This window comes from Paludibaculum fermentans, from assembly GCF_015277775.1.
Taxonomy (GTDB): domain Bacteria; phylum Acidobacteriota; class Terriglobia; order Bryobacterales; family Bryobacteraceae; genus Paludibaculum; species Paludibaculum fermentans.
Window position 1 is genome coordinate 2,168,803 of record NZ_CP063849.1, and the last position, 15,198, is coordinate 2,184,000.

General features: G+C 64.3%; 14 protein-coding genes. 8 read left to right on the plus strand and 6 right to left on the minus strand.

Annotated features, from left to right (window positions below):
- The first annotated feature begins 9 nt into the window (after positions 1–9).
- Genes hisD through IRI77_RS08660 form a run of 8 tightly spaced genes read left to right on the plus strand, consistent with a single transcriptional unit; the run spans position 10 to position 6,151 of the window.
- Entirely contained in the window at positions 10–1,251 is a 1,242-nt protein-coding gene (hisD, locus tag IRI77_RS08625; RefSeq protein ID WP_194451666.1) for a histidinol dehydrogenase, read from the plus strand.
- Complete coding sequence (hisC, locus tag IRI77_RS08630) at positions 1,244–2,293, plus strand: histidinol-phosphate transaminase (RefSeq protein WP_194451667.1); 1,050 nt, start codon at positions 1,244–1,246, stop codon at positions 2,291–2,293. The genes hisD and hisC overlap by 8 nt, the downstream gene beginning before the upstream one ends.
- Positions 2,290–2,967, plus strand: a complete 678-nt coding sequence (locus IRI77_RS08635; protein WP_228486646.1) for an HAD-IA family hydrolase — start codon at positions 2,290–2,292, stop codon at positions 2,965–2,967. Before hisC ends, IRI77_RS08635 begins: the two co-directional genes overlap by 4 nt.
- Positions 2,964–3,554, plus strand: coding sequence for an imidazoleglycerol-phosphate dehydratase HisB (gene hisB, locus IRI77_RS08640; protein ID WP_194451668.1), 591 nt, complete (start codon positions 2,964–2,966; stop codon positions 3,552–3,554). Before IRI77_RS08635 ends, hisB begins: the two co-directional genes overlap by 4 nt.
- Entirely contained in the window at positions 3,551–4,144 is a 594-nt protein-coding gene (gene hisH, locus IRI77_RS08645) for an imidazole glycerol phosphate synthase subunit HisH (RefSeq protein ID WP_194451669.1), read from the plus strand. The genes hisB and hisH overlap by 4 nt, the downstream gene beginning before the upstream one ends.
- 2 nt (positions 4,145–4,146) lie before the next feature.
- Positions 4,147–4,911 (plus strand): imidazole glycerol phosphate synthase subunit HisF, encoded by a 765-nt coding sequence (gene hisF / locus IRI77_RS08650; protein WP_194451670.1) that lies wholly within the window; start codon positions 4,147–4,149, stop codon positions 4,909–4,911.
- Positions 4,908–5,609 (plus strand): 1-(5-phosphoribosyl)-5-[(5-phosphoribosylamino)methylideneamino]imidazole-4-carboxamide isomerase, encoded by a 702-nt coding sequence (locus IRI77_RS08655; RefSeq protein ID WP_194451671.1) that lies wholly within the window; start codon positions 4,908–4,910, stop codon positions 5,607–5,609. The genes hisF and IRI77_RS08655 overlap by 4 nt, the downstream gene beginning before the upstream one ends.
- Positions 5,606–6,151 (plus strand): exonuclease domain-containing protein, encoded by a 546-nt coding sequence (locus IRI77_RS08660; RefSeq protein ID WP_194451672.1) that lies wholly within the window; start codon positions 5,606–5,608, stop codon positions 6,149–6,151. Before IRI77_RS08655 ends, IRI77_RS08660 begins: the two co-directional genes overlap by 4 nt.
- 24 nt (positions 6,152–6,175) lie before the next feature.
- Here the strand turns inward: IRI77_RS08660 and IRI77_RS08665 are convergent, their stop codons facing one another.
- From IRI77_RS08665 to IRI77_RS08690, 6 genes are all read right to left on the minus strand, one after another.
- Positions 6,176–9,202: a lamin tail domain-containing protein gene (locus IRI77_RS08665; protein WP_194451673.1), complete on the minus strand. Its 3,027-nt coding sequence runs from the start codon at positions 9,200–9,202 to the stop codon at positions 6,176–6,178.
- A 96-nt stretch (positions 9,203–9,298) separates the two neighbouring features.
- Positions 9,299–10,174: a sugar phosphate isomerase/epimerase family protein gene (locus IRI77_RS08670; protein ID WP_194451674.1), complete on the minus strand. Its 876-nt coding sequence runs from the start codon at positions 10,172–10,174 to the stop codon at positions 9,299–9,301.
- Positions 10,175–10,193: 19 nt separating this feature from the next.
- Positions 10,194–10,826, minus strand: coding sequence for an HAD family hydrolase (locus tag IRI77_RS08675; protein WP_194451675.1), 633 nt, complete (start codon positions 10,824–10,826; stop codon positions 10,194–10,196).
- Complete coding sequence (ftsH, locus tag IRI77_RS08680) at positions 10,823–12,727, minus strand: ATP-dependent zinc metalloprotease FtsH (RefSeq protein WP_194451676.1); 1,905 nt, start codon at positions 12,725–12,727, stop codon at positions 10,823–10,825. The genes IRI77_RS08675 and ftsH overlap by 4 nt, the downstream gene beginning before the upstream one ends.
- Before the next feature lie 115 nt (positions 12,728–12,842).
- Complete coding sequence (gene tilS, locus IRI77_RS08685; protein ID WP_194451677.1) at positions 12,843–14,231, minus strand: tRNA lysidine(34) synthetase TilS; 1,389 nt, start codon at positions 14,229–14,231, stop codon at positions 12,843–12,845.
- A gap of 34 nt (positions 14,232–14,265) precedes the next feature.
- A complete protein-coding gene (locus tag IRI77_RS08690; RefSeq protein WP_194451678.1) occupies positions 14,266–15,180 on the minus strand; it encodes an MBL fold metallo-hydrolase in 915 nt (304 codons plus the stop codon).
- Between the last annotated feature and the right edge of the window lie 18 nt (positions 15,181–15,198).

Genomic DNA, 15,198 nt, shown 5'->3' on the forward strand with positions numbered 1-15,198 from the left:
GAGCCGCGCATGCTACGAATCGTCGAATCCAGGCAGGCCGGGCGGTTGCTGAAGCGGCGCGCGGCGCGGATGACGGAGGCGGAAGAGGCCGTACGGCCGATTCTGGACGCAGTAAGAACTCGCGGCGATGCCGCGCTGCTGGAGTACGCGCAGAAGTTCGACAAGCTGACCCGCAAGAGCGTAGCGGTGCCGGGCGCGGAACTGCAGGCAGCGGCGTCCCGCCTGTCGCCCGCGTTTCGCAAAGCGGTCACGACCAGCGCGAAGAACGTCAAAGCCTACGCCAAGCTGCAACTGCCGCAGGTGAAGAAGACCCAGCCGTCGCCGGGGTTGAAGCTGAGCCAGATTGTGCGGCCGCTGGATTCGGTGGCCGCCTACATTCCGGCGGGCCGCTATCCCCTGCCCTCCACGGTGATCATGACCGTGGTGCCCGCGCTGGTGGCGGGCGTCGAGAACATCATGGTCTGCTCGCCGCGGCCGGTGGACGAGATCTTCGGTACCGCCTCGATCCTGGGCGCGACACGGGTCTTCGAGATGGGCGGAGCGCACGCCATTGCGGCCTTTGCCTACGGCACGAAGACCGTGCCACGCGCGGACCGCATCGTGGGTCCGGGCAACATCTATGTGGCCGCGGCCAAGAAGCTGCTGGCCGGCGAGGTGGGCATCGACTTCGTTGCGGGCCCGACGGAGATCCTGATCATCGCCGAAGAGGCAAACCCCGCGTGGCTGGCGGCCGACATGCTGGCGCAGGCGGAGCACGATACCGACGCATCGGCGATCCTGCTGACGACTTCGCGTTCGCTGGCCGAAGCCGTGGTGGCCGAAGTCGAGAAACAGCTCCAGACACTGCCGACCGCCGCCACCGCGCGGGTCGCGATCGATAAGAACTCGGCCGTGATCCTGGTGGCCGATTCGGCCGAGGCGGTGGAACTGTCGAACCGGTTTGCGCCGGAGCATCTGTCGATCCACGACGCGAAGCTGCTGCCGGGCATCCGGCATGCCGGCAGTGTGTTTGTCGGTGCGACGAGCCCGGAAGCCGCGGGCGACTACGCGTCGGGTCCGAACCATGTCCTGCCGACCTCCGGCGCGGCCCGGCTGCGCGGCGGGTTGAGCGCGGCCGACTATGTGAAGGTGATCTCCGTGCAGGAACTGTCCGGCAAAGCCCTGCGGGCGCTGACTCCGGCCATCACAACGCTGGCAAGGGCCGAGGGTTTGGAAGCGCACGCGCGGTCAGTGGAGGTGCGCAATGCCTAAGCCGAGACCGGCCGTGGTGGAGATGGCTCCGTATTCGCCGCCGGCGTCGGGCCGCGACGGCAAGCTGCGCCTGGACTTCAACGAGAACACCGTCGGGTGTTCGCCGAAGGTGCTGGAACTGCTGCGCGCGAAGCTGAGCGAAGAACAGTTGACGGTCTATCCGGAATATGAGGCGGCTCGGCTCGCCCTATCGGATTACTTCCAGGTGCCGCAGTCGGAGTTCCTGATCACCAACGGCACCGACGAAGCGATTCAGGTGTTGATCAATACGTATGTCGATAACGACGACGACGTGATCGTGCTGCACCCGTCTTATGCGATGTACCGCTTCTATGCCGAAGTGGCGGGCGCGAAGGTGCGCGACATCCCTTATCGCGCCGGTGATCTGACGTTCCCCATCGATGAACTGATCGCGGCGATCCGGCCGGATACGAAGGCGATTCTGGTCTCGAATCCCAACAACCCGACGGGGACGGCGATCGGGATCGGCGACATCGTCCGGATCCTGGCTGCCGCGCCCAATGCGGCAGTGCTGATCGACGAAGCCTACTACGAGTTCTACGGCGTGACGGCGCTACGGATGACAGACCAGTATCCGAATCTGTTCGTGAGCCGCACGTTCTCCAAGGCCTTCGGCATGGCAGCGCTGCGCGTGGGCTGCCTGTTCTCCCAGAAAGAGAACGTACAGTACATGCACAAAGCGCAATCGCCTTACAGCGTAAACCTGCTGGCGGCGATTGCGGTGCGCGCGGCGGTGGAAGATCGGACCTACGTCTCGAACTACGCCGCACAGGCCGTGGAGGCACGCGAAGCGCTCTATCGCGGCTTCGAGAAACGCGGCATCGCCTACTATCCCAGCCAGGCGAACTTCGTGCTGTTCCAGGCCGGCGCGCAAGCAGTCCCGGTGCGTGACGCACTCAGGGCGCGCGGCATTCTGGTGCGCGACCGCAGCTACGAACTGGCAGGCACGGTGCGCGTGACCGCCGGTACCACCGCCCAGGTGGCGCGGTTCTTCCAGGCACTGGACGAGGTGTGGAAGTGAAGGACTCGCTACTCGTCTTCGACATGGACGGAGTGCTGGCCGAGGTCGGCGATTCGTACCGCGAGACGATCGTACAGACCGTTGCCCACTTCACCGGCCAGCAGGTGGCGCGCGAACGAATCCAGGACTACAAGAATCAGGGCGGCTGGAACAACGACTGGGCGCTCTCCCAGCGACTCTGCCAGGACCTCGGAGTCGACGTCCCCTACGAGGAGGTGATCGAACGCTTCAACCTCATCTTCCTGGGCGACGACTTCAACGGACTGATCCTGAAAGAACAGTGGGTGCCGCGCAACGGCCTGCTGGAGCGGTTGAGCGAGCGCTACGACCTCTCCATCTTCACCGGCCGTCCCTTGAAAGATGCCGCGCACACGCTGCGGCGCTTCGCCTCCGGCATCGTGTTCTCGCCGATGATTACGATGGAGAGCGTGACGGAGCACAAGCCCGCGCCGCAGGGGCTGCACCTGATCCGGGCGGAACGTCCCGATGCGAAAATGTTCTATGTGGGCGATACGGTGGACGACGCCCGCAGCGCGCGTGCCGCCGGAGTCCCGTTCATCGGCATCGCCGCGCCGGCCAATCCCCGGCATGCGGAACTGGTGGACGTACTGAAATCAGAGGCCGCCATCGCCGTGCTGGATGACATCAATCAGTTGGAAGGAGTTCTGCCATGAAGCGCACAGCCGTCATTGAACGCATTACGAAAGAGACGCAGATTCGCGCCAGCCTCACCATCGAGGGCAAGGGCCGCTACGAGATCTCCACCGGAGTGCGCTTTCTCGACCACATGCTGGAGCTCTTCTCCAAGCACGGCGGCTTCGACATGTCGCTGATCGCGCGCGGCGACCTCGACGTCGACCAGCACCACACGGTGGAAGATGCCGGCATCGTGCTGGGGCAGCTTTTCTCTAAGGCGCTGGGCGACCGCAAGGGCATCAACCGCGCCGGTTACTTCGTCCTGCCAATGGACGAGACGCTGGCCGTGGCCGCAGTCGACCTGGGCGGGCGTCCGTATCTTGTCTACGAAGACCGCGTAAAGACGCGCCTGGTGGGCGACCTGCAATCCGAACTGCTGGAAGACTTCTTCCACGGCTTCACCACCCATGCCGGCGCCAACCTGCACGCCAAGATCATGCACGGGCGCTCGAACCACCACAAAGTGGAAGCGATCTTCAAGTGTTTCGCGCGGGCGATGAAGTTCGCCTGCTCGAAGGACGCTCGGCTGAAGGACGAACTGCCATCCACGAAAGGACTGCTGTGATCACGGTCGTCAATTATGGTGCGGGCAATTTGCGGTCGGTGGAGAACACGCTCGGCGAGATCGGGGCGACCTATCACCTGACGCAGAGCGCGGCGGAGATCGAAGCGGCGGAGAAGCTGATCCTGCCCGGTGTCGGCCACCTCGGACAGATGATGCGGGCCCTGGATGAACTGGGCCTGCGGGACGCTCTGGTGCGGAAGGCGAAGTCCGGCGCACCGTTCCTGGGCATCTGCCTCGGACTGCAGGCAATGTTCGAGGGCGGCGAAGAGGCTCCGGAACAAAAGGGACTCGCATTGTTTCCAGGGCAGGTCGGCCGGTTTCCGATGGACGCCCGGGTCCCGCACATGGGCTGGAACGAGATCGTGCCGCTGGGCTCCCCGCGGCTGCTGCGCAACATCGGCCCGAAACCGTATGTCTACTTCGCGCACAGCTACTACTGCCCGCTGAGCGAGGCCACCGCCGCCACCTGCCACTACACCCGCGACTACACGGCGGTGCTGGAGTCCGGCAACATCTTCGGCGTGCAGTTCCATCCGGAGAAGTCCGGACCGCTGGGCCTGAAGATCGTCAAGAATTTCGTGGAGCTCTGAACATGCTGGCCAAACGCATCATTCCCTGCCTGGACGTGACCGGCGGCCGCGTCGTGAAGGGCGTCAATTTCGTCGGGCTGCGCGATGCCGGTGATCCGGTGGAGCTGGCCGACCGCTATAACGAACAGGGCGCCGACGAACTCGTCTTCCTGGACATCACGGCCTCTTCGGACGGCCGCGACACCATGGTGGACGTCGTGGCCCGTACGGCGCGCAAAGTCTTCATCCCGCTCACGGTGGGCGGCGGCATCCGCGAGGTGGAGGACGCCCGGCGCATCATCCACTCCGGCGCGGACAAGGTGAGCGTCAACACGGCAGCCGTGCGGCGGCCGGAGCTGATCACCGAGGTCAGCCACGAGTTCGGCGCCCAGGCGTGCGTCCTGGCCATCGACGCCAAACGCAACAGCAAGGGCGGCTGGAATGTCTACACCAAGGGCGGCCGCGTGGACGAAGGCATCGACGCGGTGGAGTGGGCGGCGCGCGGCGAAGCCCTGGGCGCCGGCGAGATCCTCCTCACGTCGATGGATACCGACGGCGTGCAGGACGGCTTCGATTGCGCCCTGACCCGCGCAGTGTCACGCGCCACACACATCCCGGTGATCGCCTCCGGCGGCGCGGGCACGCCCGAACACTTCATCCGCGTCCTGACCGACGGCGAAGCTGACGCCGCACTGGCCGCCTCCATTTTTCACTACGGCACATTTACCGTGGATCAGTTGAAAGCCGAGCTCGAGAAGGCCGGCATTCCGGTGAGGAGAACCGCTTGATTATTCCGTGTATCGACCTGCAGGACGGCAAGGTCGTTCAACTGGTACAAGGCCGCGAGAAGGCGCTGGAAGGCGCCGCTCCCCTGGAGATGCTGGAGCGTTTCCGCGACTTCCCGGAGATCCAGGTGATCGACCTGGACGCCGCCATGGGCCGCGGCGAGAACAACGCAATTGTCGAGATGCTGGCCGGCAAGGCCCGCTGCCGCGTGGGCGGCGGCGTCAGGACTCCTGAGCGCGCCCGCACGCTGGTGGAATGCGGCGCCGACACGGTGATCGTCGGAACGTCAGCGTTCACACAGACGGGCGTGAACCATGAACTGCTCTCGGCCATCTCGCAGGAAGTCACGCCAGAACGCGTGATGATCGCCATCGACACCAAAGGCGGCCGCATCACGGTGAAGGGCTGGACCGCCAGCCTGGACCTCACAGCCGAGCAGGTGATCGCGCAACTGGAGCCCTACTGCGGAGCCTACCTGGCGACCTACGTCGACAAAGAAGGCATGTTGCAGGGCACCGACATCGATTGGTTCCGCGGCTTGCGCGCCGCCACGCGGAAGAACATCACGGCCGCCGGCGGCATCACCACGCTGGACGACATCCGTCAGTTGACTGCGCTCCAAATTGATTGCGCCCTGGGCATGGCCATTTACACCGGCCGCCTGGATCTGAAAGAATTGGCAGCGTTGAACGCCCAATGAAATTGAAGGCCTGCATTGCCGATGTCGAGACAACAGGTCTCAGCAACACGACGGACGAAGTAGTCGAACTGGGACTCGTCCTGTTCGAGTTCGACCATATCAGCGGAGAAGTCTACGGAGTAGTGGACGAGTACACCGGCCTGCGCGATCCGGGCCGCCCGATCCCCGCCGGCGCCACCGAGGCGCATGGTCTCACCTGGGACGATGTACGCGGCAAGGCCCTGGACGACGCAGCGGTGCGGAGCATCTTCGCCCGCAGCACCATGATGATCGCCCACAACGCGCGCTTCGACCGCGGCTTCATCGAACGCATGTACCCCGAGACGCGCCGCCTGCCCTGGGTCTGCTCGATGGACGGCGTAGCCTGGCGCAACAAGGGCTTCCGCTCCAAGGGCCTGCAGGAACTGCTGCGCCATCACAACATCGTGGCCGAGGCGGCGCACCGTGCGCTGGACGACGCCCGGAATACACTGCTGCTGCTGTCGCAGAAGCAGGGCGACGGGCGAACCTATCTGGCCGATCTGCTCGCCCGTGTGAAGTAGACTCCACCTCAAACCGCGTCCCGGCTAGAACGATCCGGTCACCACTTTGGGCGTATAGCTGATCGCGTATGGACCCGTGTTGCCGAACCGCACGCGGACGCTCACCGGTGTGCCCGCGGCCAGCGCGTTGCGCGAGACCACCAGGTAAGGACTCCCGGCGATGAGCCCGTCGGCGTTCAGCAGCGTCACGCCCGGCGGCAGATTCGTGAACTGCAGGTAGACCGGGCCGGCAATCGGAGCAGTCCCGTTATTCAGTACCCGCACGGCGCCCGTGGCGACACGGTCCACCGTGCCGAAGTTCAGGCGGGTGGCCGCGAGACTGCATTGGGCCGTGACATCGACCGTGTCAGGCAACCGCAGGTAGGCGACTTCGCCATCGTGATCGGAAAGCCGCTCCGGCCGATTCGGATCGTTGCGGTAGCTCTCCGGGAAGTCGGCGTCCACATGCGCGACAGCAAACCGGGTGAGCCGCTGCATCAGGTGGCCGTTGGCCAGCATGTGGTCGAGCGACTGGGCATTGCCGTCGAAGCTGTAGCTGTAGCGGCCCTCGGCCGGCAGCGTGTCCTCCAGCTCAAACAGATCGGGATTCAGGAGATCAGGACTGGCCAGCACGACCTGAGACAAGGGCGCCGGAGTCCCCTTGATCGTCCCGATAACATCGACGTAGCCATCGCTGGCGCTGAAGGCGTTGAAGTCGCCCAGCAACAGAATGAGTTCGCCGGGATTCGCCTGCTGGCGCGACTGCACCAACCCCGACAGGTACTCGGCCTGTGCGCGGCGCTTGGCGCGGATGCGGCCGCCGTCGGCCGGATCGTCCACCCCGGTGAGCGAGCGCAGATGGTTGGCGATGATCGTCACGGGCAGCGCCGTCGACGAACCTGCCTTATTGACCCGAACACGCAGCACCAGCGGAGGGCGGTCGTTCAACAACGCCGGCGTGCTGCTGCCCGGATCCTGGTAGGTGGTGTCCTTGCCATACTGCACAACGTCCACCACGGCGACCTTCGTGGACTTCACCAGGAAGCCGACATCGATCCCGCCGACGTCGTTCCCTTCCACCAGGTACGCCTGATACCCGGGATTCGCCTGCCCTTGCGCCACCGCATCCGCATTGACCTTGGCCGCGACGCTTTGCAGCGTGGAGAGGTTCTCCATCTCGGCCACGCCCAGCACATCGGGCGATTTCATGACGTTGCGGACCAGCAAGGACAGCTTGTTGAGCCGGTTGTTGAACGCGGCCTGTGTCAGCGCGACGTCACTCACCGACGGGTCGTTCACCGTATCGAAGAAGCGCTCCACGTTGAGGCCGCCCACAGTGAACTCATCCGCCGCGGGATCGGGCACGGGCACGGCCGCAGCCACGCCGGACACCGCTGCGTTCACGCCGGCCTCGGGCAGCAGCGTGTAAGTCCGCAGGCCATAGTCGAGCACGCCCACCAGACCCGCGATGGTGGCGCCGGAAGTGACCTCCAGCAGCGCGGCGCCGGGCTGGGCTCCGCTATCGATCCGGATCCTCTCGGGGTTGCCGTCAAAACGCGGCACGCAGCACGGCGAGCCCGCCGGCAGCGGGTCCGGCACCTGGACACCCGCTTCGCGGAAGGGCCGTTTCACACCGGCCAGCACGCCATAGAAGACGCCGTTGGAGGTGGAGGTCGCCGCCGCTTCGTTGACGCTGCCCTGGGTGGGCGACACGGCGGTGAGCGAGTCGATGCGCACCCGCATGCCTTCGTACTTCTCCAGGTTGTCGAGGCTGTTCACCAGCGTGTCGGCGGCGGTGATCGTCACGGCCGGCGGCACCGTGCCCGCGCCCATGAGCGTAACTTTCGGCGAGCCCGCGATCTCGGTCATGGAAGGGCTGGACGGATCACTGGAGGGAACATACTCCTGCACCTGTCCGCTCACGCACACGTCGTTGCCGATCGCCGCCGCGCTCGGAGGAGCGCTGGACGTGAAGACGAACACGCCATCGGAGGTCGCGGGGTTATTGTCGCCCGGAGCCGGCGACTGCACAAAGAACCCATTGGTCCGCAGGCCGGTGACGACCCCGCGCGTAACCACGTTCCGCCCGGTGACCGGCGAGGTGGCGGTGCTGCCCTGGATCTGCCAGATCTCATGGGTCAGGCTGCACGTCGGAATGTTCGAATTGACGGTGAGAGTAAACGTGCCATCGGAGGAGTTGGCGGGGTCGGCCGCATCAGTCGCACGGACGCTGATGTTGAGCGTGGCCGCGCCCGTAGGCGTGCCGGAGATCAAGCCGCTGGCCGTCAGGCTCAAGCCAACCGACGGCAGCCCGCTGAGCGCGCTCCAAGTGTAAGCGCCCGATCCACCCGCAGCCGCAAGCTGCTGGCTGTAAGCGGCGCCCACCGTGGCCTCCGGCAGCACCGCATCCGTCAGGATCCGCACCGGGGTACTCACTCCGCACAACTGCGTGGGCGAGGCCGCATTGCGCGGCGCCGGAGCCCCCGTACTGAAGTCGGCGGCATTGTTGTTGGTATCGACGCACCCCGCTCCGGCCCGGAACAAGGCAGTGGTGTTGCTGGCCGCGGGCGCTGGTCCTGCGCCCTCGTAGTAGTTCGCCGTGCCAAACCCGACAAGATCGAGGATCCGCGCCACCGAGGCCGCACTGCACGCAGCGCTGCCGCCATTGCAATCGAGCGCCGCCGTACCCGAAACCAGCGCCACCTTCCCGCCCGTCGCCGAAAGGTTGATCGTACCCGTCAGGTCGGGAGCCGGCAGGTCCGCCCCGGTGGTGCCCGAGCTCATCTTCACCAGGAAATACTGGCCCGCGTTCAGCGACCCCGACAGCAGGGTGATCTGGCCGCTGGTCGCTCCGAAGTTCCCTGTGCCGGTCGCGCTGGTGTACTGCAGCGACAGGCCATCCAGCGGCACGGTCGAGGATCCGGGATTGAACAGCTCCACATAGTCGCTATTCAGCGGAGCCCCGCTATTCCCGCCCCCGCCGTACACCTGGCTGATGACGACCTGGGCATGGGCGGAAGCGGCTAGGAAGGAGAGGAGCAGGAGGGAGGAGGCGGTTTTGAGCGATGACATAAGAGTGGGCCGGACAATCCAGGGAACAGGACGCCGGCAGAGGGAAAGGCTGCCCGCGGCGCGCCGGCCTCGCCGCGGGCGATTCGGTTCAGACGGCTAGACGCCGTAGTCGAGCAGCGCCTTGCGGCCCAGCTTGATGCCCTCGAGTTCATCCAGCTTGCTGCCTTCAAACTCGATGCCGATATAGCCGGAGTACTTCGACGCCTCAACGACCTTCAGCATCTTCGGGATGTCGTAGACCTCTTCGGTGTTGTTCGGTCCATCGAAGTGGCACTTGAAGCTGGCGCCCTTGGCGTAGGTCATCAGCTTGGTCACCGCAGCGTAGCGGTCGATCTCGGTGGGGAAGTTGCCGAAGTCGGGCAGGGTGCCGAAGTTGGGCAGCGACACTTTCTTCATCAGCGAGAGCACGACATCGGGATTCGACGAGATGCCGCCGTGATTCTCGATGATGATGTTGATCCCCGCGGTCTTGGCGTAGCCGCACAGGGCCGTGAAGCTCTCCGCGCAGTAGCCGAGGAAGGCTTCGATCTCCGCCGGAGTCGTGGGCTGCTTCTCCGGGTACATGTTGGTGCGGATGGAGTGGCACCCCACCTCGGCCGCGGCGTCCACCCACTTGTGGTGGTTCTTGACGGCCTTCATGCGCTGGGCCTTGTCGGAATGGCCCATCATGCCTTCGTCATCCACCATGATCAGCACCGGCTTGGTGCCCGTGTCCGCCATGCGGCGCTTCAGCCTGGCGATGTAGCCGGCGGTGGGCGAACCCCAGAGCGTGTTCACGAACTCCAGGCCTTCGCAGTTGTTTTCCTTGGCGATGCGGGGGAAATCGAGATTCGTGAGTTTGCCCTGCTGGATGGCCTTGTGAATGGACCATTCGGCCAGGGATACCTTGAATCGGCCAGGGGCGGGGGCGGCTAAACCAGCCAGCGGAGCGGCCAGGAGGGAGGAGAGGAGATGACGGCGGGAGAGGGTCATAATCGTTCGCTGAGAACGATTATGACACCAACTCTTTTGGATGAGAGACCCAGTAATCGGGAGCATGCGAACGCATGGCGTCGTGGTCGCCGTAGCCCCACGCAACACCACATGTCTTGACGCCGGCGCGGCGGCCGGCTTCCATGTCCGGAGCGGCATCGCCAATCATCAGGCACTCTTCCGGCCTGACCCCGAACAGCTCCAGGGACTTGGTGATCACGTTCGGCTCGGGCTTCGACGGGAACCCGTCGGTGCCCTGCACGTGGTTGAAGTGCGAGACCAGGCCGAACTGCGTCAGGATCGCGCGCGCCGTGTCGCTGCTCTTGGTGGTGGCCGTCGACTTCAAGCCGCCCAGCGCGGTGAGCATCTCCGGCACGCCGTCGTAGATGCGGGTCGTGCGATGCTTCCGATTCAGGTAGATCTTGCGGTAGCGCGCCAGCAGTGCTTCATTCTGCTGGCGCGTATTGTTGGGCAGTACCTCTTCAAAGAGGTCGAACAGGTGGAAGCCTACAAAGCTGCGAAGGTAGGCTTCGTCGAGATCAAAGACGCCTTCGGCACCCAAGGCTTCGCGAACCGCGCCGCAGATATCGGACGCGGAGTCGAGCAGGGTGCCGTCGACGTCAAACAGGTATACGCGGTAAGGAGGGATCACGCCGGTTGCGGACGCTCCCCGTCAATCAGCGGCGGATTCGCGCGCCGGACTTCAGGCCGCAGCACTTCCTGGTGGCCCTCATCCGGTGACTCGCCCACAATCGCGGACTTGCCCGGCTTCCCGGCGAGAATCGCCTTCACTTCTTCACCGTCGATGGATTCGCGTTCCAGCAGGGCAATGACAATCTGCTCCAGCGCCCAGCCGTACTCTTCAATGATCGAGTGCGCACGCTTGTCGGCGTCCTCGACCATCTCCTGGACGGCCTCGTCGATCTTGATCGCCGTGGCTTCGCTGAAGTCGCGATGCTGCGCGATTTCGCGGCCCAGGAAGATCTGCTCGTCCTTCTTACCGAAGCTGATCGGACCCAGGCGGCTCATGCCGTAGTCGCACACCATCGCACGGGCCAGTTCCGTGGCCTGTTCGATGTCGTTGCGGGCTCCGGTGGAGAGTTGATGCGTGTAGCGCCATTCACCCAGGCGGCCGGCCATGCAGACCGTCAACCGGGACTCCATCTGAGCCTTGCTGCGGTTCAGCACGTCGCCCGTCGGCAACTGCATGGTGATGCCCAGCGCGCGGCCGCGCGGGACAATCGAAACCTTGTGCAGCGGGTCAGCTTCCTTGATTAGCGCAGCCACCAGGGCGTGGCCGGCTTCATGGTAAGCCGTGACCTTCTTGTCTTCTTCCGTGAGGATCATGGAACGCCGTTCGGCGCCCATCATGACCTTGTCCTTGGCCAGTTCGAAGTCCGCCATGGTGACGACCTTGCGGTTCTGGCGGGCAGCCAGCAGCGCGGCTTCGTTCACCAGGTTGGCCAGGTCGGCGCCGGCAAAACCGGGGGTGCCGCGGCCAATCACCGAGAGATCCACGTCGTCCGACAGCGGAGTCTTCTTGGTGTGGACCTTCAGGATCATCTCCCGGCCCTTCACGTCAGGCAGGCTTACCACCACGCGGCGGTCGAAGCGGCCCGGACGGAGCAGGGCGGGATCCAGCACGTCGGGACGGTTGGTCGCGGCCACGAGGATGACACCCTCGTTCGACTCGAAACCATCCATCTCCACCAGCAACTGGTTGAGGGTCTGTTCGCGTTCATCATGTCCGCCGCCCAGGCCCGCTCCGCGGTGCCGGCCGACAGCGTCGATTTCGTCGATAAAGATGATACAGGGCGCGTTCTTCTTGCCTTGTTCAAAGAGGTCGCGGACACGGCTCGCGCCGACGCCGACGAACATCTCGACAAAGTCGGAACCCGAGATCGAGAAGAAGGGAACGTTGCCTTCCCCAGCGATGGCGCGGGCCAGCAAGGTCTTGCCCGTACCGGGAGGTCCGATGAGCAGGACGCCCTTCGGGATGCGGCCGCCGAGCTTCTGGAATTTCTGGGGTTCGCGCAGGAATTCAATGATCTCCTGCAGCTCTTCCTTGGCTTCTTCCACGCCGGCGACGTCTTTAAATGTCACTTTCTTCTGCTGCGAGCTGTGCATGCGGGCTCGGCTCTTACCAAAGCTCAAGGCCTTGTTGCCGCCGCTCTGCATCTGCCGCATCATGAAGACCCAGAAGGCCAGCAGCAGGACGAAGGGAATCGCATTGATCACGACGGTGATCCAGGTGCTGGAGCTGTTGTCCTTGATGCGCACCACCACGTTCTTCTCGCGCAGCAGGTCATACACTTTGTCGTAGCCCAGCGGCACGACGGTGTGTAGAGGGGTCTTATCGTCCATCTGCCCGCGGACTTCCGTGCCTGCGATCTCGACTTCCTTAACGCGGCCGGCCTCCACCTGTTTGAGAAAATCAGTGAAGGACAAGTCCTGCACGGTCCGGGCGGTGTTCTGCTTGACCACTGTCCAAAGCAGGATGGCCACGCAGACCAACACGACCCAGAAGATTGCTGTTTTGACGTTCGAGTTCATTCCCTCTCCAACGCGCTTAGAACCGGTTCAACCGATTGTAACGCTATTACTTCAGACGCATTCCGCGGCCACTTTGATTCACTGGCCGTCCGTAACTTCTACTTTGGAGCCCACTTTACCCGCGAATTCCCTCAACCTCACCCACTCGCAATACACGCCGAGTGCCTGGACCTGCTGCCGCCCAGGCGGCTGCTCCAAACCTCCGAGCCCAAACGATGCGGCCCTTCGATACGATCATCGGCCAATCCGGCCGGTTCCATGAGGGCACCCGCTCCGACTGCATCAGGTGCTTCAACTTCACCGGTCTGTCCCGCCCTACTGGTTGATACGTATCACCAGCGTGCAAGTTCCTAAGGATCAGAGGAAAAGACAGACGATCGAAATCCAACCAATCTCTGCCTACATTATATAGGCATTCCGCGCCGTCCGCCGGGGGTGGGCAAACGGTTGCGTCCTCAACCACTTCCAGCGTCACCGGCCCGGCTGAGGCACGGCCGGGTTCCGGCAAGCCGATCGCCCAATCGGCCGCCCGCTCCAGTTCCGGCGGCGCCAGCCTGAGCCATTCAAACGATCGCCGCGCCGTCACGCCCGGCAACACCGCCTGCCCCTCCCCATCCGCCTGCAGGACGAGCCGCAGCAACCGCTCGACATGCTCCTGCGTGAAACGCCTCAGCGAACCGGCCGTCCGCTCCAGGCCCAGCCGCAGGACGCGCCGGATCAGGGCCGGATGCAGCCGCCGCAGCTCTATCGTGTTGAAAATGTACGGATTCTCTCCGGTGATCGAGCGGCGGAAGGCGTCCTCGACACTCTCGCGCCAGTAGTCTTCTTCTGAGGCCGCGATCGAGGCCAGCCGCGCCAGCGCCCGGCCGGAACCGGCGCGCACGTGCTCCTCCAGATCGGGCAGGATCCGCTGCCGCAGGACATTGCGACGGAAACGAAGGTCAAGATTCGACGAATCTTCTCTCCACCACAGCCCCTGCGAGCCCAGCCACTGCCGGACCTCCGCCCGCTCTACCTCCAGCAATGGCCGGATGAGGCCCTCCGCCGTGACCGGCAGAATCCCGGCGAGCCCGCCCGGTCCGCTGCCGCGCACCAATCGAAAGAGCACCGTTTCCGCCTGGTCGGAGAGCGTATGCCCGGTCGCCACCCGGCTCAAGCCCAGAGTCCGGGTGGCCTCCGCGAAGAACCGCTGCCGCGCCCGCCGCGCTTCCTGTTCCAGATTGCCGTGGGTCGTGTCGAGTTCTGCGCGCTGGATGGTCCAGGGCAGGCCCCACTCCTCCGCCAGGGACGCCACAAACGCGGCATCCCCGTCTGATTCCGCACCCCTGAGTCCATGATTCAGATGTAGGATATGGAGCCGGAACCCCAATTGGCCCGCCAGCGCCCGCAGGACTCCCGCCAGGCACACTGAGTCGGCGCCGCCGGACACGGCGACCCCGGCCACGTCACCCTGCCGCAGCATCTGGTATTTCCCGATGGTCCGCGCGACACGTTGCAGCAGCATCGTGCCTCCATTGTAGAAGGGCACCCCGCTCCGCTTAGTTGTGCTTCGTGAAGCCGACGTTCTTCTGCCCGCTCAAGCAGTTGTAGATGGTGTCGATCCAGCCGTCGGTGGTGATGAACGCGCCGGACCACTTCTGCCACGCCGCCAGCGCCTTTTCCTTCTTCAAGTCATTGGCTGACTTCCCGCTGTCCATGCCCTGTTTCACCACGTCCCGCGTCTCCTTCAGCATCTTCACGAACTCTCGGACGTCGTCGATCGATGCGATGGCCCCGTGCCCGGGGATCACCTTCACATTGGCCGGCAGCAGGCCGATCGCCTTTTCCATGGCGTCGATCATCCCATCGATACTGCCGCCGCTGTCGACATCGATGTAGGGAAAGCCATACCGGACGAAGTCGTCACCCATGTGGACCACGTTCGACTGCGGGAAGAAGATGATGGAGTCGCCGTCCGTGTGACCCGAGGGGAAGTGCAGCGCCCGGATATCCTCGCCGTTCATATGAACCGTAACGTCGTGTTCAAACGTGACCACCGGCAAGGCGCCTTTGGGCTGCACCGGGTTGGCCGGCTTGCCGGGCGGCGTAGTGCCCTGCCCCATCAGGCGCTTGCGAACATTGTCCTGGGCAATGATGGTCGAGCTGCCGCCGAACTCCAGATTGCTGCCCGTGTGATCGCCGTGATAGTGAGTATTGATGACAAACCGCACCGGCTTATCAACGATGCCCCGGAGAGCCTCGCGGATCTTGCCGGCCAGCGGCGCGAACTGGTCGTCGACAATGACAATGCCATCCTCGCCGGCCGAGACGCCGATATTGCCTCCGGCGCCTTCCAACATATAGACGTTGCCGGCCACCTTGGTGACCTTCATCTGCACCTTGCTGAAATCCTGCTGCTGGGCCACCAGCGGACAGACAGCCAGGAGAACTCCCACCAGACTCGTGAATCGCATGGGAGAAATCATCGCGCG

Coding starts and splice junctions, on each gene's coding strand:
- IRI77_RS08670 (WP_194451674.1), bottom strand. CDS start 10,174: ATGACCCTCTCCCGCCGTCATCTCCTCTCCTCCCTCCTGGCCGCTCCG.
- hisB (WP_194451668.1), top strand. CDS start 2,964: ATGAAGCGCACAGCCGTCATTGAACGCATTACGAAAGAGACGCAGATT.
- ftsH (WP_194451676.1), bottom strand. CDS start 12,727: ATGAACTCGAACGTCAAAACAGCAATCTTCTGGGTCGTGTTGGTCTGC.
- tilS (WP_194451677.1), bottom strand. CDS start 14,231: ATGCTGCTGCAACGTGTCGCGCGGACCATCGGGAAATACCAGATGCTG.
- IRI77_RS08690 (WP_194451678.1), bottom strand. CDS start 15,180: ATGCGATTCACGAGTCTGGTGGGAGTTCTCCTGGCTGTCTGTCCGCTG.
- hisD (WP_194451666.1), top strand. CDS start 10: ATGCTACGAATCGTCGAATCCAGGCAGGCCGGGCGGTTGCTGAAGCGG.
- hisC (WP_194451667.1), top strand. CDS start 1,244: ATGCCTAAGCCGAGACCGGCCGTGGTGGAGATGGCTCCGTATTCGCCG.
- IRI77_RS08660 (WP_194451672.1), top strand. CDS start 5,606: ATGAAATTGAAGGCCTGCATTGCCGATGTCGAGACAACAGGTCTCAGC.
- IRI77_RS08665 (WP_194451673.1), bottom strand. CDS start 9,202: ATGTCATCGCTCAAAACCGCCTCCTCCCTCCTGCTCCTCTCCTTCCTA.
- hisF (WP_194451670.1), top strand. CDS start 4,147: ATGCTGGCCAAACGCATCATTCCCTGCCTGGACGTGACCGGCGGCCGC.